At 66.4% G+C, this 23,214-nt stretch carries 19 protein-coding genes and 1 pseudogene; 5 read left to right on the top strand and 15 right to left on the bottom strand.

Features of this window, described 5'->3' with window-relative positions; translation table 11 throughout:
- Window positions 1-60 precede the first annotated feature (60 nt).
- The 6 genes and pseudogenes from FB460_RS11090 to FB460_RS11065 all read right to left on the bottom strand — a co-directional run bounded on the left by FB460_RS11090 (window position 61) and on the right by FB460_RS11065 (window position 6,152).
- Complete coding sequence (locus FB460_RS11090) at window positions 61-720, bottom strand: RNA polymerase sigma factor (RefSeq protein WP_142094174.1); 660 nt, start codon at window positions 718-720, stop codon at window positions 61-63.
- Between the two features lie 142 nt (window positions 721-862).
- Window positions 863-1,543 (bottom strand): response regulator, encoded by a 681-nt coding sequence (locus FB460_RS11085; protein ID WP_142094173.1) that lies wholly within the window; start codon window positions 1,541-1,543, stop codon window positions 863-865.
- Window positions 1,540-2,691 (bottom strand): annotated as a pseudogene (locus FB460_RS11080) (sensor histidine kinase); the annotation flags it as partial. The gene FB460_RS11085 and the pseudogene FB460_RS11080, both read right to left, overlap by 4 nt.
- 123 nt (window positions 2,692-2,814) lie before the next feature.
- Window positions 2,815-4,539 carry an FAD-binding oxidoreductase gene (locus tag FB460_RS11075; protein WP_142094171.1) on the bottom strand — a complete coding sequence of 575 codons (1,725 nt, stop codon included), beginning with the start codon at window positions 4,537-4,539 and terminating at the stop codon, window positions 2,815-2,817.
- Window positions 4,539-5,297, bottom strand: coding sequence for a lysophospholipid acyltransferase family protein (locus FB460_RS11070; RefSeq protein ID WP_211345948.1), 759 nt, complete (start codon window positions 5,295-5,297; stop codon window positions 4,539-4,541). Before FB460_RS11070 ends, FB460_RS11075 begins: the two co-directional genes overlap by 1 nt.
- Window positions 5,298-5,387: 90 nt before the next feature.
- Complete coding sequence (locus FB460_RS11065) at window positions 5,388-6,152, bottom strand: SDR family NAD(P)-dependent oxidoreductase (RefSeq protein WP_142094170.1); 765 nt, start codon at window positions 6,150-6,152, stop codon at window positions 5,388-5,390.
- A 103-nt stretch (window positions 6,153-6,255) separates the two neighbouring features.
- On the opposite strand from FB460_RS11065, the gene FB460_RS11060 reads away from it, so the two are divergent.
- Window positions 6,256-7,077: a TSUP family transporter gene (locus tag FB460_RS11060; protein WP_142094169.1), complete on the top strand. Its 822-nt coding sequence runs from the start codon at window positions 6,256-6,258 to the stop codon at window positions 7,075-7,077.
- 103 nt (window positions 7,078-7,180) lie between these two features.
- Here the strand turns inward: FB460_RS11060 and FB460_RS11055 are convergent, their stop codons facing one another.
- On the bottom strand, window positions 7,181-7,963 hold the full coding sequence (locus tag FB460_RS11055; RefSeq protein ID WP_142094168.1) for a deoxyribonuclease IV: 783 nt from the start codon (window positions 7,961-7,963) through the stop codon (window positions 7,181-7,183).
- A gap of 9 nt (window positions 7,964-7,972) precedes the next feature.
- Window positions 7,973-9,412: a cobyric acid synthase gene (locus FB460_RS11050; RefSeq protein ID WP_142094336.1), complete on the bottom strand. Its 1,440-nt coding sequence runs from the start codon at window positions 9,410-9,412 to the stop codon at window positions 7,973-7,975.
- 140 nt (window positions 9,413-9,552) lie between these two features.
- Between FB460_RS11050 and FB460_RS11045 the strand changes: the two genes are divergently transcribed.
- Window positions 9,553-10,152 (top strand): DedA family protein, encoded by a 600-nt coding sequence (locus FB460_RS11045; RefSeq protein ID WP_342775222.1) that lies wholly within the window; start codon window positions 9,553-9,555, stop codon window positions 10,150-10,152.
- On the opposite strand, the gene hemG is transcribed toward FB460_RS11045, so the two are convergent.
- The 6 genes from hemG to FB460_RS11015 form a co-directional block, all read right to left on the bottom strand.
- A complete protein-coding gene (hemG, locus tag FB460_RS11040) occupies window positions 10,045-11,391 on the bottom strand; it encodes a protoporphyrinogen oxidase (protein WP_170210065.1) in 1,347 nt (448 codons plus the stop codon). The two genes, FB460_RS11045 and hemG, sit on opposite strands and share 108 nt — an antisense overlap.
- A 1-nt stretch (window position 11,392) precedes the next feature.
- Entirely contained in the window at window positions 11,393-11,611 is a 219-nt protein-coding gene (locus FB460_RS11035; protein WP_170210064.1) for an LPXTG cell wall anchor domain-containing protein, read from the bottom strand.
- Between the two features lie 45 nt (window positions 11,612-11,656).
- Window positions 11,657-12,202 carry a dienelactone hydrolase family protein gene (locus FB460_RS11030; protein WP_142094164.1) on the bottom strand — a complete coding sequence of 182 codons (546 nt, stop codon included), beginning with the start codon at window positions 12,200-12,202 and terminating at the stop codon, window positions 11,657-11,659.
- On the bottom strand, window positions 12,199-13,458 hold the full coding sequence (locus FB460_RS11025) for a lipid II:glycine glycyltransferase FemX (protein ID WP_342775221.1): 1,260 nt from the start codon (window positions 13,456-13,458) through the stop codon (window positions 12,199-12,201). The genes FB460_RS11030 and FB460_RS11025 overlap by 4 nt, the downstream gene beginning before the upstream one ends.
- Before the next feature lie 204 nt (window positions 13,459-13,662).
- Window positions 13,663-15,048, bottom strand: coding sequence for a PrsW family intramembrane metalloprotease (locus tag FB460_RS11020; protein WP_142094163.1), 1,386 nt, complete (start codon window positions 15,046-15,048; stop codon window positions 13,663-13,665).
- A 10-nt stretch (window positions 15,049-15,058) separates the two neighbouring features.
- On the bottom strand, window positions 15,059-15,535 hold the full coding sequence (locus FB460_RS11015) for a hypothetical protein (RefSeq protein WP_142094162.1): 477 nt from the start codon (window positions 15,533-15,535) through the stop codon (window positions 15,059-15,061).
- Between the two features lie 322 nt (window positions 15,536-15,857).
- On the opposite strand from FB460_RS11015, the gene pdhA reads away from it, so the two are divergent.
- From pdhA to FB460_RS11000, 3 genes are read left to right on the top strand one after another with little or no spacing between them, the layout of a single operon-like run.
- On the top strand, window positions 15,858-16,958 hold the full coding sequence (gene pdhA / locus FB460_RS11010; protein ID WP_425466990.1) for a pyruvate dehydrogenase (acetyl-transferring) E1 component subunit alpha: 1,101 nt from the start codon (window positions 15,858-15,860) through the stop codon (window positions 16,956-16,958).
- The gene (locus FB460_RS11005; RefSeq protein ID WP_142094161.1) at window positions 16,958-17,938 is read left to right on the top strand and encodes an alpha-ketoacid dehydrogenase subunit beta; all 981 of its coding nucleotides are present in this window, start codon (window positions 16,958-16,960) and stop codon (window positions 17,936-17,938) included. Before pdhA ends, FB460_RS11005 begins: the two co-directional genes overlap by 1 nt.
- Before the next feature lie 35 nt (window positions 17,939-17,973).
- Window positions 17,974-19,452 (top strand): dihydrolipoamide acetyltransferase family protein, encoded by a 1,479-nt coding sequence (locus FB460_RS11000; RefSeq protein ID WP_142094160.1) that lies wholly within the window; start codon window positions 17,974-17,976, stop codon window positions 19,450-19,452.
- 996 nt (window positions 19,453-20,448) lie between these two features.
- On the opposite strand, the gene FB460_RS10995 is transcribed toward FB460_RS11000, so the two are convergent.
- A complete protein-coding gene (locus FB460_RS10995; RefSeq protein WP_142094159.1) occupies window positions 20,449-22,971 on the bottom strand; it encodes a bifunctional metallophosphatase/5'-nucleotidase in 2,523 nt (840 codons plus the stop codon).
- Window positions 22,972-23,214 lie beyond the last annotated feature (243 nt).

Here is a 23,214-nt window from a genome sequence, read left to right as displayed (position 1 = left end):
GTGACGCCACGTAAAGCGGATTCCGCGGGCGGTGTTGCGGCGGTGGGCGCATCACACCGGTCAGGCCTCGAGGAGCTCGGGGGCATGTTCACGCAGGCGCCGGATCGCCTGCGAGCACCGTTTGCGGACCAACGCACGCGAGATCCCGAGCCGGTCGGCGGCATCCTGGCCACCGATCCCGTGGTGATACACGGTGCTCAACAACTGGTCGGTGGCCGCATCGATCAACCCGAGCTCACGTGCGGTGACCAGGATCCGCCGCGCGGTCACCTCGTCGCCGATGGGCTGGTCGGTGTCTCGCAGCTCGAAGGCGCCGGGGCCACGCACCTGCTCGGTCTTGACGGCCTTCAACGTGTCGAGGGCAAGGTTCGCCGCGATCCGGTGCGGTCGTGCTGCCAACGGATAGGTACACAGACGCAGCCACAGGTGCCCGGTGTAGTCCTCGAAGGACGCCTGGGGGTCGCGTCGTGTCATGGCTCGCATCTTGGGGAGCATCGAGTGCCACACGATGCGTCCGGCATGGGGGTGCTCCGAGAGATGCTCGGCGATGAGGAAACCCAGGATCGGGTCGGGTGCGGCCCGGATGGCAGACAGCACGTCGTCGGCGCTGCGGCAGCCGCCGAACAGATCGGGGCGGGCGCGACGCCAGCGCCGGATGTCCAAGGTGGTGGACGAGAGCACGTCATGCCAATCGGCGGTGAGGGATGCGGCGGAGGTCATGGCCACGAGTCTCACCGTGGCCCGGTGCACCGAGCGTTGTCCACGACGCCGAGGTGTTGTCCGTCGATTGTGCGGATGTGGAGCCCCGTTGGTGGTGTTCGGGCAGTCGGTGATGCCACGGGCCCCGTTCACCGGGGGAGCGTCAACCGCGTCCGGTGAGATCCTCCGGGCCGGTGAGACCGGTCTCGTAGGCGAACAGGACCAGTCCGACGCGATCGCGGCAGTTGAGCTTGGAGAGCAACCGACCGATGTGCGTCTTGACCGTTCCCTCGGCCATGTAGAGGCTCGTGCAGATCTCGGCGTTCGTGGCTCCACGGGCGATCTCGATCAGCACCTCGCGCTCGCGGTCGGTCAGCACATCCAGACGCGGATCCGGCCCTGCTGTGGCGGGGCTCGCGGGCAGCGTCGGCACGATGTGGTCGAGAAGACGCCGGGTGGCGCTGGGGGCGACAACCGCGTCACCGGCGGCCACATCGCGGATGGCCACCAGGAGATCCTCGGGCCGCGAATCCTTCAACATGAAGCCACTTGCGCCGGCCTTGAGCGCGGCGAACACGTACTCGTCCAGATCGAACGTGGTGAGAACCAACACACGCGGGGGGTCGTCGTGGGCGAGTAGCTGACGTGTCGCCTCGACGCCATCGACCTGCGGCATACGGATGTCCATCAGAACCACATCGGCCTCGATGTGTGTCAGTGCGGCGAGTGCCTTCTCGCCGTCGGTGGCCTCGCCGACCACGCTCATGTCGTCCTCTGCCTCGATGAGCATGCGGAACCCGCTGCGCACCAAAGCCTGATCGTCAACCAGAAAGACTCGAATCATGCTGTTCTCCTCGCTGTGAGAGGCAATCTAGCCCGCACCTGGAAACCACCATTGGCACGGGGCCCCGCTGAGAGACTGCCGCCCATGGCCGTCACTCGCTCGGACATGCCCTGCAGACCGTGCCCACCGGTCGAGGTGCCACCCGGTGCGCCCAATCCGTCATCGGTGACCCGCACCTCGATCTCGTCGCGGTGGAACAACAATTGCACCTCGCACGTGGCGTCGGGGCCGGCGTGCTTGAGGAAGTTCGTCAGCGCCTCCTGAACCACTCGGAACACCGTGAGTTGGAGACCCTGGGAGGCGTGGGGCTCCTCCCCCTCGGTGGTCAGGGTGACGCGGCCGCCGGTGCGTTCGATCATGTCGGCGATGTCGCCCAGGCTCGGCATCGGGGTGAACTCATCATCGTCGACGCTCCGCAGGACGCCGACGATCCGGCGGATGTCGGTGAGTGCCTCACGACCGGTATCGGCGATCGTCTCCAGAACCTCGGCGGCCTTCTCGGGCTTCTTCGTCGCCAGGGCACGGCCACCCTCGGCCTGCACCACCATCACCGAGAGCGAGTGGGCCACGATGTCGTGCAGCTCGCGGGCGATCTGGTTCCGGCTGTTGATCTCGGCCATGCGGGTCTCACGTGCCTGCTCCTCGAGCTGTGCCTCATAACGTTCGGCCTGCGCGGTGTGCTCCCAGAGCTTCGCACGTGCGGTCTCCCGCACGCGGCGTCCCACCACGTAGGGCGTCAGGACCATGCCCATACACACCAGCATGGCCAGCACCATCGAGTTGAAATCCCAGGTGCGGCCGCTCGTGGCCCAGGTCAATGGACCCAAAAACGATCCGACACCGCCGATGGCCACCACCAGACGCGACCGCTGGTTGTCCACCCAGCGCGCCACCGAATAGACCATCACCGGCACGACGATCAGGCAGGGCAGCGGCGAGCTCAAAAACAGCAGGTGGGCCAACCCGCCGACCGTGGCCAGCGCCACCATCGTCAGAGGATGGTGCGAGCGCAGCGCCAGAGGCGTCACGATCATCGTGCCCACCACCACCGAGAGCCAACTCCCGGAGCCGTAATACCCGTAGGTGAGGATCAGGAAGTACGGGAAGACGGTGGTGAGCAGGAAGAACGCCGTCAATGCGATGTCGGCGGTCCAGCCATGTGGCTCATCCACTTCGGTGCGGCCATCGCTGCTCATGCGTTCAGCCTATGCGCGACTCTTCGCAGGTCGCTTCGTGCGAGGTCTGAATGTCGGGGTCGACAAGTGGCCCGGTCACCAGTCGGAGAGATCCGAGACGCCCGGCTCCCCGGTGTGCGTCACCTTGCCGGGGTTGAGGTTCTTGCCCGGATCCACGGCGTCGAACAGTGAATCGATCATGCCCGAACCAGCCGGTGAGACGTCCTGTTCCATCCACGGACTGTGCTCCATACCCACACCGTGGTGGTGCGACAGGGTGCCGCCGTTGTCGATGAAGCTCTGCTGCACCGCGCGTTTGACCATGTCGTAGGCCTGGAGCTGTTCCTCGGGCTTCTCGACCACGGCGAACGTGAAGTACAGGCAGGCACCGGAGTGATAGTTGTGCGACAGGTGACACATGATGTAGCCCGGAACCCCGGCCTCGGTCATGGCCTCCTCGGCCGCGGTGATCGTGTTGTCGTAAAGCTCCTTGATCTGTGAATACGGCACCGCGGTCTCGGAGACATCGGCGGTGGCTCCGCGGTCCAGCAGGAAGTCCCGGAGGTACGGGGTGTCGAACTTCTTCTGGTCGTACATCTGGCCGGGACCCTTGCCGACGAACACACCGTCGTATTTGCCCACGATGTCCTTGACCAAGGATTTCTGGTGGGTCACGTGTGATTTCGACCCCTCGAAGCCGATGAATGCCATACACATCTTGTCGAGGTCCCAGCCGCGTCGCTCCAACATCTTGAACAGGCCGTCTGTGACCAGCTTCTTGACGCCCTTCTGCTTCTTCTGCGTCGCGAAGGAGAAAGCGGTCTCTCGGTGGTCGGAGCAACGGGCCACGAGCACGTTCACCTCGGACTGCGAGATGTCCTGCATCGCCTTCAGCCCACGCTCGAAGTCGGGGAAGAACCACGCCAGCACGACGCGCTCCTCCGGCAGCTGATGCACATTGACCGTCACCTCGGTGATGACCCCCAGACGCCCCTCCGACCCGAGGATCATCTCGCGCACGCTCGGGCCGGTGGATGTCGACGGCAGCGGACGCAGAACCACGGTGTCCACGCCGGGGCCGTTCTCGGACTCGGTGCGCGTCACCATGCGCAGGCCGCGGGTGATGTCGGCGATGTCGCCGTATTTGTCGGACTGCATGCCCGACGAGCGCGTGGCCACCCAGCCACCGAGCGTCGAGTGGGTGAAGGAATCGGGGAAGTGGCCGAGCGTCCAGCCACGGCGGTTGAGTTGTTCCTCCAGCGCGGGTCCGAGGGCGCCAGCCTGGATACGGGCGAGTCCGGCTTCGGTGTCGAGGTCGAGGACCCGGTTCATCCGGCCCATGTCCATGGAGACCACCGGTCGTGTCTCACCGGTCAGCGGCTCGAGTGACCCGGCGATGTTCGAACCGCCGCCGAAGGGAATGAGGACGGCGTCGGCGTCGAGAACGGCCTGCATGACGGCGCTGACCTGGGATTCGTCGCCGGGGTAGACCACGGCGTCGGGGACGCGCTTGAGCTGATTGCGACGCAACCGCACCAGATCGCGGACGGACTTGCCGAAGGTGTGGACGACACGATCGAGATCTTCGGTTATCACGTGTTTGTCACCGACAGCGCGAGCGAGGGCTGCGGCGAGTTCATCGGGCAGCAGTGATTCGGGTACGTCGATCTCGTCGAAACCGGGTGCCGCAGTGCCGGGTTCGGAGAGGTCGAGACCAACCTTCTCCTTGACGAACGGAGCGAAGCGCGGCTTGTCCTCGTGATGGAAACCGACGCCTTCGACGCCCCATCCCCACCACTTCATGTGCTTGACTCCGAACATCAGTCCTCCTTGGTTCTGGATGTTTCCCCGGTGTCGGGGGTGGTTTCCTCGAGAGCGGCAGCGGCCTCGAGCTCAGCGAAGGTGGGCATGCCCACGGCCTTGGCGGTCTCCTCATGCATCTGACGCACGGTGTCCTCGAGCCGCTGGGTGAAGGCACCTGCGGTCTCATCCGGCAATGGAAGCATCGGGGTCCCGAAATCGACGTGGATCGGTGGGCGTCCCTTGACCGGCCATGAGCTGTCCTTCGGCATCGCGGCACCGCAGCCGATGAGCGCGATCGGCAGCACCGGCACCTTGCGAGACATCGACAACCGCGCGACGCCTGGCTTGAAACGTCGCATCGCCTTGGTCTTGGAGCGCGTCCCCTCGGGGAAGATCAAGAGCGGGACACCGGCTTCGAGCAGATGCCCGGACATGCCACGACGCTTCCCGGTGCGCTTGCGATCCACGGGGAAGGCATTGAAGAACAGGGACGTTCCGACGGCCTTGGCCTTGTTCTTGAAGAAGTAGTCCTGCGCGGCACCGGCGGCGAGGTAACGCGAGAGACGACGTGGCAGCGCACCCATGATCACCGGGGTGTCGAGATGACTGGTGTGGTTGGCCACCACGACCATCGGTGGACGGGCACCATCGAGCCGATCAGCGTGGTGCACGGTGACATCGGTCACCGACCACACGAGACGCTTCATCAGCCCCTGCTGGGCCACGAAGCGGGCCGCGGCGAGGGTGCGCGATGTGTAGCGGCTCGTTTCGTTCACGGGGTGAGGCTATCGCTCGGGGCCGACCGAGTCCTAGTCAGCCGTACCCTGTCGGGTTCTGAGGTGTCGGTTTCCGGGGGGATCATGATGTCACTGACGCTTGGAGGTGAGTTTGCGGGAGACCGCGCGGATGGCGCCGCGGGGCGCGATGCGGGCGAGCGTCACCGCGATCTTCCACGGCACCGACGCCACTGAGATGACGCGACCGGTGGCTGCGGCACGGAGGCCATCGCGGACCACCTCGTCCACGTCGATCCACGCCCAGTCGGGGATGGAGCCCTGGTTGATCCCGGCGCGGTCATGGAACTCGGTGTGCACCCATCCCGGGCAGATCGCCACGACGCTGACCCCGGTGCCCTTGAGCTGGGTGGCCAGTGACTCGGCCCAGACGGTGACCCACGCCTTGATGGCCGAATAATTGCCCATCGTGACGTAACCCGAAGACGATGAGGTGGTGATGATCGTGCCGCGGCCCCGGTTCTTCATGACGCGTGCCGCGGTCCCGCCGAGCAGGTAGACCGCGCGGATCATGACGTCGAACGCGCGCTCATCGGTCGAGGTGTCCTCGACGAGGAGGTCCTTGTGGAGGCCGAACCCGGCGTTGTTGATGAACATCTCGATCGGCTGATCAGGGCTCTCGAGACGCTGCTGAACCCGGACCACCTCGTCACGATCGGCGAGGTCGGCGGGGAATGTCTCCACCTCGACGCCGTACTGGGTGCTCAACTCGTCGGCGAAGGTCGTGAGGCGCTCGGGGTTGCGGGCCACGAGGACGAGGTCGGTTCCGCTCGCTGCGAGGTGACGCGCGAAGGCCGCGCCGATGCCGGAAGTTCCACCGGTGATCAAAGCCGTCATGGGAAGAACCGTATCGAGATGCTCGCGGTCAGGCGAGACATGGTCTGGACATCGGCGTGGCCACGGTGTCATGTTCCGGGCGTGGCGGGGCATGATGGTGCTCATGTTGCCCCTCGCCCCTCTGATGACCGAGGCGTCGGTGCTGGGCCTGCCGGTGCTGACGCTGTTGGGCCTGGTGCTGGCGGCCTTCGTGGCCGGCTGGGTCGATTCGGTGGTCGGCGGTGGTGGGTTGATCCAGCTCCCCTCTCTGGTGATCGGACTGCCGGACGACACCCCCACCCCCACCGTTCTGGGGACCAACAAGCTCTCGTCGGTGGCCGGCACGCTGGTGGCGTCGGTCACCTATGTACGCAAGGTCCGCGTGGAGGCCTGGACCGTCATTCCCCTCGTACTCGCCGCGTTCGCCGGGTCGGCGTTCGGCTCTTTGCTGGCGCGGTTCATCCCCAAATCATGGTTGACGCCGATCGTCCTTGTGGCACTCATCGCCGTGGGGGCCTACACCTTCCTCAAGCCGCAGATGGGTCTGGAGCATCGACCATCGCATCGGGGCATCCATGCGCTGGGACGGGTTGTGGGCATCGGCCTGCTCGTCGGGTTCTACGACGGGATCCTTGGGCCCGGGACGGGTTCGTTCTTCGTCATCGGGATGGTCGCGGTTCTGGGCTACGGGTTCCTCGAAGCCACCGTCAATGCGAAGATCGCGAACCTGACCACCAACGTGGCCTCGATCCTCGTCTTCGGAGCCCACGGGGAACTGCTGGTGGCCGTGGGCTTGGTGATGGCCATGGCGAACCTGACCGGCGGAGCGCTCGGGGCCCGCATGGCCCTGCAGCGGGGCAGCGCGTTCATCCGCCGTATCTTCCTGGTGGTGCTCGGCATCCTGGTGGTCAAACTCGCGTGGGACACCGCGTCCATGTGGTTCTGATCCATGTGGTTCTGATTCGTGTGGTTCTGATTCGGGGGACCCCGCTGCGGACGGGAAGCGTCGATGCCCGGGAGCTGCGTCCCAGGAACGTGTGAGGCAGCCGTCAGGCGACAGCCTCGCGCACCCAGGCGAGGTCTTCTGCCAGCGTCGCCGGGGGCGTTTCGAGGATGATGGGAGCCCCGGCCTCACGCAGAACGGCACGGATGCCGTTGGGGTCGGCCTGGCCGGTGCCGAGCGTCGCATGACGGTCGGCACCCGATCCGAAGGCGTCACGTGAGTCATTGCAGTGGATGAGGTCGATCCGCCCGGTGATCTCCCGGATCCGCCCCACGACTCCGTCGAGCTCCTCGCCCGCCGCATGCGCGTGGCAGGTATCGAGGCAGAAGCCGACGTTCTCGGCTCCCGACGCGGCCTGTACGGCCTGCCACACCCGTTCGATCCGGTCCAGATGGCGTGCCATCGCATTGGCGCCTCCGGCAGTGTTCTCGATCAGCACCGGGACCTTGAGGTCGAGGCCGTCGATGCACTTGAACCAGTTCTCGAAGCCTGCTTCCGGGTCGTCGTCCTTGGTGACATGGCCACCGTGCACGATGACCCCCTTCGCGTCGATCCGGGCGGCGGCATCCACGTTCTTCTGCAGGAGCTTGCGACTGGGGATCCGCACGCGGTTGTTCGTGGTGGCCACGTTGATGATGTACGGCGAATGCACGTAGATGTGCACGTCGGCCTCCTCGGCCTCGGCACGCAGTTCCTCTGCGACACCCGGCTCGAACACCGGGCCCTTCCAGCTCCGGGGGTCGCCGATCATGATCTGGACCGCCTCCAACCCGGAGGTGCGGGCGCTTCCGATGGGGTCGGTCTGGTCGACGTGGGCTCCGATTCGCATGGACCGAGCCTAGCCCGAGTGTCCGGTGAGGGCAGTGACCAGATCGGTGCTCTCCATGGCATCGGCCAGGCGCTCGAGCATGTCCTCACGGCGGGCCCCGTAACCGGGGGCATCGAGATCGGGCAGCCATCGGCTTCCGGTCGCTGTGGCCACATGCGTCAGGAACCGACGGCGGAACACATCGCCCTCCAGTGCACCGTGCCACAGGGTGCCGAAGACCTCTCCGACACGAACCCCGCCGGGGAACGGCTCACCTCCGGTGACATCGACACGCCCGTGATGGATCTCGTAACCGGAGACTTCAACACCCTCCCAGGATCCCTGCGGCCTGGCGAGCGTCTTCTCCTCCTCGAACGTGACCCGGTGCGGGAGGAGCCCCAGCCCGGCGGTGGGAGGGGAGCCGGTCAATTCGACTCCATCGGTGATCTGCTCCCCGAGCATCTGGTGTCCGCCGCAGATGCCCAGTACCGGACGTTTTTCAACGGCGCGCCGGGCCACCACCTGGGAGATGCCGCGTTCGTGCAGCCACGCCAGATCATGCAGGGTGGCGCGTGTTCCGGGTAGCACCAGCAGGTCGGCAGCGGCACAGGTGTCCGGGTCGGTGGTCACCACGACGTGCACCCCCGGTTCGGCGGCCAGGGCGTCGACATCGGTGGTGTTCGAGATGCGGGGAAACCGGACCACGGCCACGGTGAGAGAGTCCTCCCGGGTGTGGCCGGTGCGCCAGCGTCCCACCTCCAGGGCGTCCTCGCCGTCGAACCAGACGTCTTGGAGCCAGCCGACCGTGCCTGCATGGCGCATGCCCGTTCTGCGTGTGATCTCCTGCAGCCCCGGCTCCAAGATGTTCGCATCGCCGCGGAACTTATTTATCACATAGGAATCCAGAAGCGCCCGATCTGCGGCATCGAGCAGGCCCCAGGTGCCGTACAGGGATGCCAGGGCGCCCCCACGATCGATGTCGGCCACGAGGGCGACGGGGATGTCGACGGCGCGGGCCAGCCCCATGTTCGTGTAGTCGCCGTTGCGCAGATTGATCTCGGCCGGGGAGCCGGCACCTTCGCAGACGACCACATCGAACCGGGCCGCCAGCTCGGCGTGGGCGGCGAACGCCACCTCGGCGAGATGGGCGCGTCCGGTGGTGTACTCGCCCGCACGCAGCACCCCGGCCGGGCGACCGCGCAGGACCACGTGGGAGGAACGGTCGCTCCCGGGCTTCAGCAGCACGGGGTTCATGGCCGACTCGGCCTCGACACCGGCGGCCTGGGCCTGTAGGAACTGTGCCCGACCGATCTCCGAGCCATCGGCGCAGACCATCGAGTTGTTCGACATGTTCTGGGCCTTGAATGGCGCCACCCGTACACCTCGCCGGGCCAACGCCCGGCACAGGCCCGCGCTCAGAAGGGATTTTCCTGCATCCGAACAGGTGCCGGCCATGAGGATTCCGCGCATGATTCCTCCCTGAGTGGTGGGGTGCGCCGCCATGTGCAGATTCTCACAGCCCTTCGAGCACGTGAGCGAAACGATCATGGATGAAACGCTGCATTCGGTTGGCGCATTAGCGGCTTAGGCTGACCTAAGTTAGGATTGAGGTGTGGCCGAGGGAGGTGACCATGCTTGACGCCATCCGTGCGTTGCCGATCGGCTGGACCATCGCGGTGCTCTACGTGATCGTCTTCCTGCGCGCCAATGCCACGTACTGGATCGGGCGGGCCATTCGGCACCAAGGTGGTCGGATGCAGTGGGCCAGGCGATACCTCGAATCGGGAGCGATGTGTACCGCCGAACGGTTCAGCGCGCGGTTCGGTGTGTATGCGATTGCGCTGTCATTCCTGACCATCGGGATCCAGACCGCCGTGAACATGTCGGCCGGGGCCCTGCGAATGCCGTACCGGCGGTACCTTCCGGGTCTGTGTGTGGGATGCCTGGCGTGGGCGATCCTCTACGGAACCATTGGTCTGGCGGTGTTCCAAGCCATCGTCCTGGGCATGCTCGGCTCCCCGTACGTGTTCGTGCCCCTGGGGATCGTGGCAGTGATCGCCGGTGCATGGTGGGGCGGCCGACGCCGACTGCGCCCGATGACATCACCTGACGGCGTCGACGAGGGCCTTGGCCGAACGGATGACGCTGGGCAGGCCGAGCCCATCCACCGAACCGGCGCCCACGAAGAGTCCGGTGCCCTGGAGCGCTGAACGCGCGCGAGCCATGCGGTCGAGGTGTCCCACCTGTAACTGCGGGTAGGCATCGGGCCAGCGGGTCACTCGGGTGGCGACCGGTCTCGAGGTGAGATCGGTGAGTTCGGCCAGTTCACGATGCACACGCTTGGCGAGGTGGTCGTCGTCGGTGATGTCGAGTACATCGGAGCCGGCGCGGCCCACTGAAGCGCGGATCACGAACACGTCATCACCGTCGAGGTGCTCCCACTTCTGGCTGGAGAACGTTGCGGCCTTCACCAGCCGTCCGCTCGTGGAGTTCAACAGCAGGCCATTGGCGTCTCGCACGAGGCGGCCGATGGTTTCCCGGGGGTAGGCGAGCAGGATCGTGGCGACCGTGGCCCGCTCGGTGGAGGCGAGCAGGTCAGCTGCCTCGGGGACGTGGGGGCGCACCAGTTCCTCGATGGCCGGGGACCCGGCGGTGAGCACGATGCGGTCGGTGTACTGGTAGCCCGAGGTTGCGTGGACGCACCATCGGTCGTTCTCGCGGGTGAGGTGCGTGACGCGGCTGTTGGCATGGACGCCGACGCCCCGGCGCTCGAGATCGGACACGAGGGAATCGATCAGCAGCTGGAGGCCTTGGGGAAATGTCGCGAACATCGGCAGGCCACCTGCGCCACCCGAAGGTCGTGCCGCGCGGAGGATGGAACGTCCCTCGGCTGCTGCCGGACGCAACTGGGGCGCGGTGGCGTGCAGGCTGAGGCGGTGGATGTCACCGGCGTGCAGGTTGCCGAGCAGGGGATCGACGAAGGTGTCGGCCACCGCACGGCCGAAGCGTCGCGCGACGAAGTCACCGACGGAGATGTCCTGGGAGATCTTTCGGGCCATGAGCGGTTCGAGCCCGGCACGTGCCAGGGCGAACGGGCCGAGCAGTCCGGATTTCAGCACCGGCATGATCTTCGTCGGACCGGTTGGTCCGACTCCCTCGGGAAGTTTGGTCATGCGGCGACCGCGATGCAGCCATGATGTGCCGGCCCGGGGCCCGACGACGGCGTCGAGAAGCCCGAGTTCGGTCACCAATTCCTTCAGCGGTGGCGCGCCGAGGAACATGGCCTCGGCGCCGATATCCACAGGTAGGCCGCAGAACTCGACGGTCTGGATCTGGCCGCCGAACCGCTCGGCTGCCTCCACCACGGTGACGTCATGGCCGATCGCATTCAGGCCACGGGCCGCGACGAGACCGCCGAGGCCGCCGCCGATGACGATGGTGCTGGTCACGTCAGTTCTTCTTGCGGCGGCCGAGAATGAGGAATATGCCGCCGGCCAGCAGGAGGACCACCACCAGTCCGATGAGCCACGGAGCCAGCTGGGCGCCGGCCCGGGCCAGATGTGGCCCTTCGGATTCGGGCGCGAGAGCGCCGCCGAACAGCAGTGCGGTCAGGGTGAGGGAGAGGACGGCAAAGACTGCGGAGACACGAGCGAACCGGTGTGTGAGCATGTTCCGAGCGTACCGATTCGGGAGCATCTGCGTGACGCGTGGGGCTCAGCTGACGATCTGCTGGATGGTTCGGGCTGTCAGGTCGGGATCGTACTCGGGGAGGCGGGGCTCGAAAAACAGGTGCCCCGGGCCCTCGGTGGGTACGTGTTCGAACCGAGCACCGCTTGCGGTCACGGCCTGGCCCAGCGTAGCCACGAGGGCGGGGTCGACGAAGGTGTCCTGCGTGAAGTGATGCACCTGCGTATCAACGCCGGGCCAAGGACGTTCGGGCTTGTGTGGGTTCACGTTGCCGATGAGCACCAGGCGTGCTGGCTTGGCCCCCTGAGTCACCATGCGCTGGGCGAATGACGCGCCAAGGGAAGTGCCCACCAGAATCTGGTCGGTGACGTCGAGTCCGTCGAGGCGGCTGTAGAGCTCCATGTAGCCGACCTTCTCCAGATGACCCATGGCGGAATCCTGATCGGTGAAGATCTCGCCGCGGTAGAAGTCGGGCATCGTGAGCTCGCCGCCCGAGGCGGCGGCGATCTGTTCGGCGAATGCGCGGGTTCCCGGCGTCAGTCCGTAGGCGGTGTGCAGGAGCGTCACGTTCATGCGGGATCAGGCCTTTCGTGATGGTTGTGCGCGGTTTCCCGGGTGCGTGGACGACGCTTCGTGACGCGGCTGACCAAACTGGCGGCCCGCGCCTTCCAGACCGCGCGGTTCATGTAGAGATCGAAGGCCCGGTAGAGCACGGGGTTGAGGGGCTTGTCCCATTCACCGGGGTACTGGACGGCGCCGCCGCCGGTTCCGACCTTGAACCGGATCAGGCCCAGGTGCGGATCGTCGCTGGCCACCGAATCGGTGATGCCACGCAGGTCGTAGACCTTCGCGCCCGCCTCCAGGGCATCCTGCATCATCTGCCACTGGATGGCGTTGGAGCCGCGCACATCACGTTTGGCGTTGGTCGATGCGCCGTACGAGTACCAGGCGTGTTCGCCGACGCGCACCCACGTGGTCGCGGCCACGAGGTCACCCTCATGGTGCGCGAGGTAGAGGCGCAGTCGGTCGGGGTCCTCGGCGGTCATGGCGTCGAACATCGACTCGAAGTATGTGAGCGGACGCGGTGTGAAGTCGTCGCGTTCGGCGGTCTCGACGTAGATGCGGTGGAACTCGGCGAGATCGTCCCGTCCGCCGAGTGTCACCTCCACGCCGGACTTCGCGGCCTTCTTGATGTTGCGACGCCACTGCTGGTTCATGCCCTTGAGGATCTCGTCGGGCGTCTTGGCGGTGCCATCGGGATGGGCCAGCGGCAGCCAGAAGTTGAAGGCGGGCTGTCCGGCCGCGAACCCTTCACCCTCGGGCTTGGGTGGAAGCCAGCCGAGGCGGTCGAGCTGGTTCTGCAGGCGGACCGCATCGGTGTCGAGGAAGTCCGGCTCGACCTCGAGCAGGCTCCGTACCGTGTCGTCGGCGATGGCGTCTTTGATCGTGTCGGTGTCCCAACGGCGCAGCACGATCGTCGGGCCGATGCGGATGCCGAACGCACGGCGGCTCTTGGCATGGGCCACCAGCGGCGTGAGCCAGGGTTCGAGGTCGTCCGAACCCACACCGACCGCGCGGCCCCAGTCCAGGACCGGGCCCTCGGGCAGGTAGGCGAGGCAGTTTTTCAACTTCGGGAGCCGCCGATACAGGACCAGGGCAGCGCCGATGAGTTCACCGTCGACGAACCAGCCCACGCTCTCGGAATCCCACTCGGCCTTCACCCGGGCCCAGGCGGGAGTCTGCAGGAAGCTTGCGCTTGGTTGGGCCTCGATGAACGCGCGGTGCTCCTCGGCGCTGATCGGACGAACGCTGATGTCAGAGGTGCTCACGGCGCCGAACCTACCCGGCCGTGCCGCCGGGATGAAACACCCCGCGGTCGATCCGAGGGGGATCGACCGCGGGGCATGGGACTTCTCATTCGGTTCCCGGTCGTGCTCCACGATCCAAAGTGGGCTGGGCCTGCACCGGTTCGAGCGACACCGAGCTGGTGCAGGGATGCCGGTCCGCTGTACGGCGGATCAGTACTGGCTGGATCAGTATTGAGGGATCTGTGGCGCCGGATACTGCGGCCCGGGGTGACCCTGGATGGGCGGCCAGCCACCGGGAACGGCGTGCGGCTGCGCTTGGCCGAGGACCTGATCGACCACCGAGCGCTGTTCGTGGAGCAGGGCGGCGAGATCGGCGTGATTCTCCAACAGCCCCTGGCTCGGGGGGATCTTCATCTGGTCCAGACGTGTGCGCAGGTGGGCGAGCTCGGTCGCGTTCTGGATGAAGTCCTTCAGCACCTGTTCGTGGGGTCCTGCCTGCTTGAGGATCTGCTTGCGTGCCTGCATGTTCGCCAACCAGCCGGCTTCGCGGGGCGTCACCCAGCCGAAGTGCACCATGGACGGAAGCTGCATCTCCAGGTTCTTCCGCTCGCCGATGCTCGAACGGATCGCGATCACGATGCCGACGACGAAGATGACGAATTCCAGCAGGAGCACGATGACCAGGGCGCCGATCCCGAACTGGGAGACACCATTGTGGATCATGTGCAGGGCCACCGCGCCCAAGTAGCCGAGGATGCCGAAGATCCACGCCGACGCCCCACCGCGGCGGATACCGGCCCACAGACCCACGGCGAAGATCGACTGGTAGAGCGAATGCCCGAAGGCGCCGAGGCCGATCCGGACGAAGACGATGAACGCGAGTTCCTCGGGCGTCTGGCCGACGCGGATGATGTAGATGATGTCCTCGAGGAAGGTGAAACCCAAGCCGACGATACCGGCGTAGATGAGGGTGTCGGTGAGGCTGTTGAGCTCACGACGGCCCCGCGTGCTGGTGAACAGCACAAGGACCAGGAACAGGCTCTTGAAGAACTCCTCGCCGAAGGGCGCCGAGACCACGGCAGCGAACCCGTCGCCGAACAGCGCCGCGTTGAAGTCGTTGACCAGGCTGCCGAAGAATGTCGCGACGCCGGCTCCCCACAGGAACGCGATGATCAACAGGAATGGTGGTTCGGGTTCCCATCGGTCGAGCCAGCGATAGAAGATGAGGCCGATCGCGGCGACGATCCCGGTCACCACGAAGGCGACGAGTTTGCTGTAGGTGGGACTGTCGGTGAGGAAGATGAGGATCAGCATCAGGATGAGACCGACCACGCCGAGGAGAGCGCCGATGACCGGCCCGACGATGGGGTTCTTCTTCACCCGTGCCCCTGATGCCCCGAACTGCTGATGCGGCATCGGTTGCTGCCCGGGAAATTGCTGATTGGGCATCTGCTGGCCGGGGAACTGACCGCCACCGGGCGTGGGCTGGCCACCCATCTGCTGACCGGGGTGTTGTCCACCGGGGAACTGCTGGCCGCCCTGCATGGGTTGGCCACCGGCGTGATGGGGCTGCTGGGGATCGGGGTATTGGCCCTGCGGCGGATACGACATGGGCCCGACGTTACTGTGTGAACCGTTCGATCGCCTGCTCGATGGCGATAACGGATGTATCAAGTCTGTCCACGCGCCAAGCGGCCTTGCCGCCGCCACAGATCACCATCGGCGGGTCCACGCTGTCGTCGACCCAGAATTTCGCGTCCTCCCACGCCACGATCCTGCCATTGACCCACACGCCATCGGGGTCCAGGGCGAACGCGACGGGCGGATTCGCCAGACGGGCGAGCGCGAGGCGTCGGATCCCCATCCCCGACGATGCCGCGAACACGCCACTGCCGATCACGATCGCGCCGAAGAAGTAGCTCGCCGGATCATCTGCATACAGCAAGGTCATGGTGATGCCCAGCATGATCATCACGATGCCGGGAGCCAGCAGGATCGGTGTTCCCCAGCGTCCGCTCAACAGGGGGTGCGCGCCGGGGTGAAGATGCGCCACCAGGGCATCTGGGTGGGCATCCACGGCATGGTCGGAGGTCTCCATCGACGCCGACCCTACCGGTCGCGACCGCAACCGGATGATCGTCGGAGGATGATGTGGGGCAGGCTTGATGGAAGTCCGCGATGTGGGCGGATCGTGCTCAGATGTCGGTCTCGGAGTGGCGCCGGGCGAGTGGCCCCCCGAAACATGGGGGCGCGCTTTCGATTTTTGGACACGATTGCATCACGAGATTCCGCATGGTGGACGCTGGGGGTTACCGTGTCCGTGCATTGCCTGTGGAGAATGGGCTCCACGGGTGACAACGCGATGGTCCGGCTCCACCGATGGGGCCTGGCCGCGCAACATGTTGGAGAAAGGACCGAGCGTGGCCGATCCCGCACACGAGATGGTGCAGCTTCTCACCCCCGAAGGCGAGCGAGTCGAGCACCCGGATTTCACATTCGACGGATCTGATGAGGACGTCGCCGGATACCTGCGGGACATGGTGATGACGCGTCGGCTCGACAACGAGGCCACGGCGCTGCAGCGTCAAGGTGAGCTGGGCCTCTGGGCGCCGTGCCTGGGGCAGGAGGCCGCCCAGGTCGGTTCGGGGCGAGCCACCCGGGCACAGGACGTGGTGTTTCCCTCCTACCGTGAGCACGGGGTCGCATGGACGCGTGGCGTCAAGCCCGTCACATTGCTCGGGCTCTTCCGTGGCGTCAGCCTCGGTGGCTGGGACCCCCACGCCAACTACTTCGCGCCGTACGCCATCGTCATCGGCACCCAGGCCCTCCACGGGACCGGTTACGCCATGGGCGTCCTCAACGATGGCGCCGTCGGCACCGGGGACCCCGACCGCGATACCGCGGTGGTGACCTACTTCGGTGACGGAGCGACCTCCCAGGGTGACGTGAACGAGGCGTTCGTCTTCGCCAACTCGTACACCGCCCCGGTGGTGTTCTTCTGCCAGAACAACCAATGGGCGATCTCCGAGCCGATCACACGGCAGTCGAAGATCCCCCTCTACCGGCGTGCCGACGGGTTCGGGTTCCCCGGTATCCAGGTGGACGGCAACGACGTCCTCGCGGTGCACGCGGTCACCACATGGGCGCTGAACCGGGCACGCAACGGTGAGGGCCCGGCGCTGATCGAGGCATTCACCTACCGGATGGGTGCGCACACCACCAGCGATGACCCCACCAAGTACCGGTTGGCCGAAGAGCTCGAGACGTGGAAGCTCAAGGACCCGATCGAGCGCGTCAAGGCATATCTGGCGCGGCGCGGAGTCATCGATCAGGCCTGGCTCGACGACCTCCAGGCCGAGGCCGACGACATGGCCGCCGAGATGCGCGCCGGATGCCTCGCCCTGCCCGACCCCGACATGGGTGATCTGTTCGACCTGGTGTACGCCGAACAGACCGAGCATCTGCGCGAACAGCAGGCCGAGTACCGCGCCTACGCGGCGTCCTTCGAGGAGGAGAACTGATGGCTGTGGAGAAGCTGACGCTGGGCAAGGCGCTCAACGCCGGGTTGCGGCGGGCCATGGAGGCCGATCCCAAGGTCGTGCTGGCCGGTGAGGACATCGGTGCGCTGGGCGGCGTGTTCCGCATCACCGAGGGCCTGCAGAAGGATTTCGGTGAGTCGCGCGTGATCGATTCGCCGCTCGCGGAGTCCGGCATCCTCGGCACGGCCGTGGGCATGGCGATGCGCGGCTACCGTCCGGTGTGCGAGGTGCAGTTCGACGGATTCGTCTTCCCGGCGTTCGACCAGATCGTCACCCAGTGGGCCAAGATGCACAACCGCACCCTCGGGGCGGTCAAGATGCCGATCGTGCTGCGTCTGCCGTTTGGCGGTGGCATCGGTGCGGTGGAGCATCACTCCGAGTCGCCGGAGGCCTACTTCGCGCACACGCCGGGCCTCAAGGTTGTCTCGCCGAGCAATCCGGTGGATGCGTACTGGATGATCCAGCAGGCCATCGCGTCGGAGGACCCGGTGGTCTTCTTGGAGCCCAAGCGTCGCTACCACGAGAAGGCCGAGGTGGATGTCGAGGCGTCTCCGCGCCCGTTGCACGAGGCCGTGGTGGCGCGTCCGGGCAAGGATCTGACGCTGCTGGCCTACGGCCCCATGATGAAGACGTGCCTGCAGGCTGCGGACGCGGCCGCCGAGGAGGGTGTGGACATCGAGGTGGTCGACCTGCGGACGCTCGCGCCGCTGGACATGCCGACGATCATCGAGTCGGTGCGTCGCACGACCCGGGCCGTCGTCGTCCACGAGGCGCCCCTCAGCGGTGGCCTCGGTGGCGAGATCGCCGCGCGTCTGCACGAGACGCTTTTCTACGACATGGAGGCGCCGGTGCTTCGCGTCGGCGGTTACGACCTGCCCTACCCGCCGAGCCGCGCGGAAGATGAGTACCTGCCCGATCTCGACCGAGTGCTGGACGCCGTCGACCGCTCACTCGCCCACTGAGGCTGCTCGCCAGCACCTTCGCAGAAAGGACGCACATGAAGAGGTTCAACCTGCCCGATCCAGGTGAAGGCCTGGTCGAGGCCGAGATCATCACGTGGCATGTGAAGCCGGGCGATGAGGTCAAGGTCAACGATGTGTTGGTGGAGATCGAGACCTCCAAGTCACTCGTCGAACTTCCCAGCCCGTGGGCTGGACGGGTCACCGAACTGCTCGTTCCCGAGGGAGAGACCGTCGAGGTGGGCACCCCGATCATCGAGATCGATGACGGTTCGGGTGAGGCGGCACCGTCGAAGGGTGACGCCGATGAATCCGGCCAGCAGGCGGGTGATGACGAGAGTGCGGACGCGGGCGAGAAGCGCGTTCCGGTGCTCGTGGGCTACGGCGCTTCGGCGGGACGGACGCGCCGTCGCGCACGCAAGCGTCCGGCTGACCCCGAGGCCGCCGAGGTGACCCGTGAGGCATCGCGGGCCATGGACACCAGCGAACCGGTCGGCTTCCATTCCGACACCGCCCAGGTTCTCGACAGCCACCGCAAGCCATCGCACCCGCGTGGCCGACTCCCAAGCCCCGGTCAGGCGAGTTCGTCCACCACGTCGATGCCGACCGCTCCGCAGCATGTGCGGGCCAAGCCACCGGTGCGCAAACTCGCCAAGGACTTGGGGGTGGACCTCGCATCGATCACTCCGTCGGGTGCGGGAGGCATCGTCACCCGTGACGATGTGCACGCCGCAGCTCAAGGTTCTTCGGGCGCGCAGGGAGCAGGGGAGACCCCGGCCGCCGCGCCCCGACGTGCTGCATCGCTGGGCGGTGAGGAAGTGCGTGTCCCGATCAAGGGCGTGCGCAAACACACCGCGGCGGCGATGGTGGCCAGCGCGTTCACCGCACCGCATGTGACCGAATGGGTCGAGGTGGACGTGACCGCCGGCATGGAGCTCCTGGCACGTCTGCGCGAGCGTCGTGAATTCCGAGACATCAAGCTGTCCCCGACCGTTCTGGTGGCGCGTGCGGTGTGCCTCGCCGCGCAGGCCACCCCGGAGGTGAACGCGAGCTGGGATGAGGACGCACAGGAGATCGTGCTGCATCCGCACGTGAACCTCGGCATCGCGGCGGCCACACCGCGTGGGCTCGTGGTGCCGAACATCAAGGGCGCCGAGACCCTCGGGCTCAAGGAATTGGCGGAGGAGCTCGCCGAGCTCGTCACCACCGCCCGAGCGGGGCGGACACAGCCGGCCGACATGTCGGGAGGCACCATGACGATCACCAACATCGGTGTCTTCGACGTCGATGGTGGGACGCCGATCCTCAACCCCGGCGAGGCCATGATCGTGGCCACTGGGCGGATCATGCGACGCCCCTGGGTGGTGGGATCCGGAGCGGACGAACGCATCGAAGCCCGCGACGTCATGACCCTGTCGTGCAGCTTCGATCATCGCCTCGTGGACGGCGAACAGGGCTCACGCTTCCTGGCCCGCGTCGCCGCACTGCTCTGCGATCCCGCGCTCGCGATGATCTGAGCACGCGTCGGCACCGCTGGCCTTCGAGCCGTTCTGTGACCGCGTGGTCGTCTGGGCCGGGCTTGGCTGGGGCGTGGTCGCTTGGGTCAGTTGGAGCCCCGAAGCAACACTCGCTGTTGCTTCGGGGCTCCAGCTCTACGTCCCACCTCTACCTCAGAGTCCCACCTCTACCTTGGGCCGGGTAGTCACGGCGCAAGGTAGAGGTGGGGCTGCGGGTTGGTGTGTGGAGGGTTCTATCTCTGTGTTGGGCCGGGTGGTCGCGGCGTAACGTCGAGGTGGGGCTTCGAGGTGGGGCTGCGGGTTGGTGTGTGGAGGGTTCTATCTCTGTGTTGGGCCGGGTGGTTGCGGCGCAAGGTTGAGGTGGGGCTGCGGGTTGGTGTGTGGAGGGTTCTATCTCTGTGTTGGGCCGGGTGGTCGCGGCGTAACGTCGAGGTGGGGCTTCGAGGTGGGGCTGCGGGTTGGTGTGTGGAGGGTTCTGCCTCTGCGTTGGGCCGGGTAGTCACGGCGCAAGGTAGAGGTGGGGCTGCGGGTTGGTGTGTGGAGGGTTCTGCCTCTGCGTTGGGCCGGGTGGTCGCGGCGCAAGGTTGAGGTGGGGCTGCGGGTTGGTGTGTGGAGGGTTCTGCCTCTGCGTTGGGCCGGGTGGTCGCGGCGTAACGTCGAGGTGGGGCTTCGAGGTGGGGCTGCGGGTTGGTGTGTGGAGGGTTCTGCCTCTGCGTTGGGCCGGGTAGTCACGGCGCAAGGTCGAGGTGGAGCCGCAGATTGGTCCGAGGCAGGGGTCGGCTCTGATCTCTGGCTTTCGATGAGATACCCCCGACGCGGCTGCCCGCGATGAGATACCTCCGGTGCGACTGCCCCCGACGCGGCTGCCCGCGATGAGATACCTCCGACGCGACAGCCTCCGACGCGACTGCTCCCGATGAGACAGCCCCCGAAGTGACAGGTGCCCGGCCCCTCGAGGGGCCGGGCACCTGCGGTGTTCAGTTGTTCATCAGCTGATCAGAGGCCGGTCTTGGGCAGACCGCCCTTGCTGGGGCCTCCGGGCTTACCGGGCTTGCCGGGCTTGTCACCTGCACCGGGTTCACCGGGCTTCACGGGGTCCTCGGTGATGGGCTCGCCGGTGGTGGGGTTCTGGCCGACGATGACGCGGACCTCGGGGGTGACAGTCGAGACTGCACCGATGTAGCCGGCCTCGGGGATGGTCATCTGGAACTCACCCTTGTCGTTGGTGGTGAGGGTGTCGACCAGGTTGCCCTGCTCGAGGTTCGCGGCGTTGTTGTCAGCGGTCTCGAACACCTTGAACTCGGTGTTTGCGACCGGCTCGCCGAAGGCGTTGCAGGCGACCCAGGTGTAGGTCTCACCGGGGGTGTACTCGCGGCTGCCATCGGCCGGCGTGCACGAGGTGTCGTAGGAGAGGTGCGTCACCATGTTGGGATCGACCTGCTCCTCGGCGGCCTCGATCACCATCGGAACGCGGATCACGGTGCCGTTGGGATCGACGGTGAACTCGATCACGTGCATACCGGGCTCGACCTCGGCCGGCACGATGAGCTCCATGTCGGTGATCATGTTGTCGGTCACGGTGCCCTCACCGATGACGACATCGCCGATGCGAGCGGTCACGGTGGCCGGGTCCGGCACATCGGTGCTGGCGGTGGTCAGGGTGTCGGGGGCGACGCCACCGTCGACGGGAACGCCGAGCGAGATGGTGCCGGGCTCATCGTGGACGAGCACCTCGGGAACATCGGTGACGCTGACGCCACGACGAGCGAAGTCGGGGTTCAGCGGCGAGTTGCTCTCGAGCCACTCGGTCCAGGCCTCGAGGTCGACGCGGCCGGTGTCGGTGCGGTTGGCGCCGTTGGCCAGCTCGTAGAACTGGTCGCCACCGTCGATCAGGAAGTTGCCCGAACCCACGGTGTAGGTGGCCTCCGGGTCGATCGGCTCGCCGTTGATCCAGATGCCGGTGATGCGGTCATCCATCTCGCGCGACTCGTCGTAGGTGTAGGTCACGTTGTCCGACAGGCCCAGAGCGAGGAAGGGACGGCCCTCGGCGAGGGGCTCGCCGTTCTCGTCACGCTGCCACTGCTGCTCGAGCACGGTCTTGAACTGTGCACCGGTCAGCTCGGTGGTCATCAGCGAGTTGGCGAAAGGCAGCACCTTGGCGGCCTCTTCGTACGTGATCTCACCGGCGTCGATGTCATCACGGGTACCGCCGGGGTTCTGGATGCCGATGAAGTTCGCGTCCTCGTTGCCCAGCACCTCCTTGAACTGCTGCGCGACCATGTTGGTGAGGGTCGACTCGGCGAGACGGTTCTCGCTGCCGTCGGCACCGGTGGCGCGGGTGATCGGGGCCGTGGCCTCACCGACGACCTGCGAGCCGATGACCGAGGCCTCGTTCAGCGTGCGCTCCAGGATCTGGGCGGCCGCTGCGGCGCGCGGATACTGGTCGGCGGCCTCGTCGGCGGTCATGGTGCTCTCGATGTTCTCGGCGGTGTACGAGCAGACGTTGCCCTCGGCGTCGATCTCGAGCTGCACGTGGCCCAGCGCCTCGAAGTAGGACTTGGCCTGGAGCACCGGGCGGGTGCGGTCGGTGCCCTCGATCGGGGCGTCGTAGGCGTACTCCTGATGCGTGTGGCCCTGGAAGATCGCATCAACCTCGGGGGAGGTCTGGGTGCTCATCTTCTCGAAGTTGGCGTTGGCCATGTTGGAGTCGAGATCACCGGAGGAGGGACCACCGTCGTGGTACTCGGCGATGATGATGTCGGCCTCGCCGTTGGACTCGTCACCATCGGAGAGCTGCGCGGCAACGCGGTTGACGGCCTCGACCGGGTCGCCGAACTCGATGTCCTCGATGCCGGCGGGAGAGACCATGCCGGCGGTCGCGCCGGTCACCGCACCGATGACGGCCACCTGGACGCCGGCCTTCTCGAAGGTCGCGTATTCCTCGAGCACGGGATCCTGCGTGCCGGCGCCGTACACATTCGCGCCGAGGTAGGGGAATCCGGCCTGGGTGCGTTCGCCGCCACCGTCGATGCGCTCGCGCAGATCGGCGTAGCCACGGTCGAACTCGTGGTTGCCGACCGCTGCCGCGTCGAGCTCGATGGCGTTGAGGAACTCGATGGCGGGGTCGTCATCCTGCGAGAACGACGGGAACAGCGAGCCGCCGATGTTGTCGCCGGCCGAGAGCAGGAGCGAGTTCTCCTCGCCCGCCTCGGCGCGCAGCTTCTCGATGTCACCGACGACACCGATGGTGTCGGGGTACTCCGGGGCGAGACGTCCGTGGAAGTCGTTGAAGTTGATCAGCGACAGGGTCTCGGCGGGGGTGCAGGCCTGCGGCGTCACCTCGGGGGTGGCGTCGGGCGTCGGCGTCGCCTCGGGCGTGGCCGCGGCCTCGGGGGTGGTGGAGGTGGACGGCGTGGGCGTGGGGGACGGGGTGGCTGCCGAGGCGTTCGCCGCGACGGTCACACCGGTCAACCCGAGGGCGCAGATGGCTGCGGCACCCCGGATCCAGCGGTTGGACATGAGTACTCCTCGCGAAACTTGGTATCGCCCGGGTGGGCGTTTGGTCGGTTACGCCCGGGTGGGCGTTTTGTCGGTTACGCCCGGGTGGGCGTGAATGGCCAAGTCCAACCTGAGGGTTCGAGTACGCGCGGAGCAAGGTCTGTCGACAGGAGTTTTCCGAGGGTTCATCTTGTCGACGGCGGGTTTGCGTCGACCCTCTCGCACCAGATATAAGTCGATTCACATCTGTGTGCGAGAGGGTCT

The sequence above is a fragment of the Propioniferax innocua genome (genome assembly GCF_006716235.1).
Classification (GTDB): Bacteria; Actinomycetota; Actinomycetes; order Propionibacteriales; family Propionibacteriaceae; genus Propioniferax; species Propioniferax innocua.
Note: the sequence above shows the minus strand (reverse complement) of the source record. Positions and strands in the feature narration are given on the sequence as shown.

Coding starts and splice junctions, on each gene's coding strand:
- FB460_RS11090 (WP_142094174.1), bottom strand. CDS start 720: ATGACCTCCGCCGCATCCCTCACCGCCGATTGGCATGACGTGCTCTCG.
- FB460_RS11085 (WP_142094173.1), bottom strand. CDS start 1,543: ATGATTCGAGTCTTTCTGGTTGACGATCAGGCTTTGGTGCGCAGCGGG.
- FB460_RS11075 (WP_142094171.1), bottom strand. CDS start 4,539: ATGTTCGGAGTCAAGCACATGAAGTGGTGGGGATGGGGCGTCGAAGGC.
- FB460_RS11065 (WP_142094170.1), bottom strand. CDS start 6,152: ATGACGGCTTTGATCACCGGTGGAACTTCCGGCATCGGCGCGGCCTTC.
- FB460_RS11060 (WP_142094169.1), top strand. CDS start 6,256: ATGTTGCCCCTCGCCCCTCTGATGACCGAGGCGTCGGTGCTGGGCCTG.
- FB460_RS11055 (WP_142094168.1), bottom strand. CDS start 7,963: ATGCGAATCGGAGCCCACGTCGACCAGACCGACCCCATCGGAAGCGCC.
- FB460_RS11050 (WP_142094336.1), bottom strand. CDS start 9,412: ATGCGCGGAATCCTCATGGCCGGCACCTGTTCGGATGCAGGAAAATCC.
- FB460_RS11035 (WP_170210064.1), bottom strand. CDS start 11,611: ATGCTCACACACCGGTTCGCTCGTGTCTCCGCAGTCTTTGCCGTCCTC.
- FB460_RS11030 (WP_142094164.1), bottom strand. CDS start 12,202: ATGAACGTGACGCTCCTGCACACCGCCTACGGACTGACGCCGGGAACC.
- FB460_RS11020 (WP_142094163.1), bottom strand. CDS start 15,048: ATGTCGTATCCGCCGCAGGGCCAATACCCCGATCCCCAGCAGCCCCAT.
- FB460_RS11015 (WP_142094162.1), bottom strand. CDS start 15,535: ATGGAGACCTCCGACCATGCCGTGGATGCCCACCCAGATGCCCTGGTG.
- FB460_RS11005 (WP_142094161.1), top strand. CDS start 16,958: ATGGCTGTGGAGAAGCTGACGCTGGGCAAGGCGCTCAACGCCGGGTTG.
- FB460_RS11000 (WP_142094160.1), top strand. CDS start 17,974: ATGAAGAGGTTCAACCTGCCCGATCCAGGTGAAGGCCTGGTCGAGGCC.
- FB460_RS10995 (WP_142094159.1), bottom strand. CDS start 22,971: ATGTCCAACCGCTGGATCCGGGGTGCCGCAGCCATCTGCGCCCTCGGG.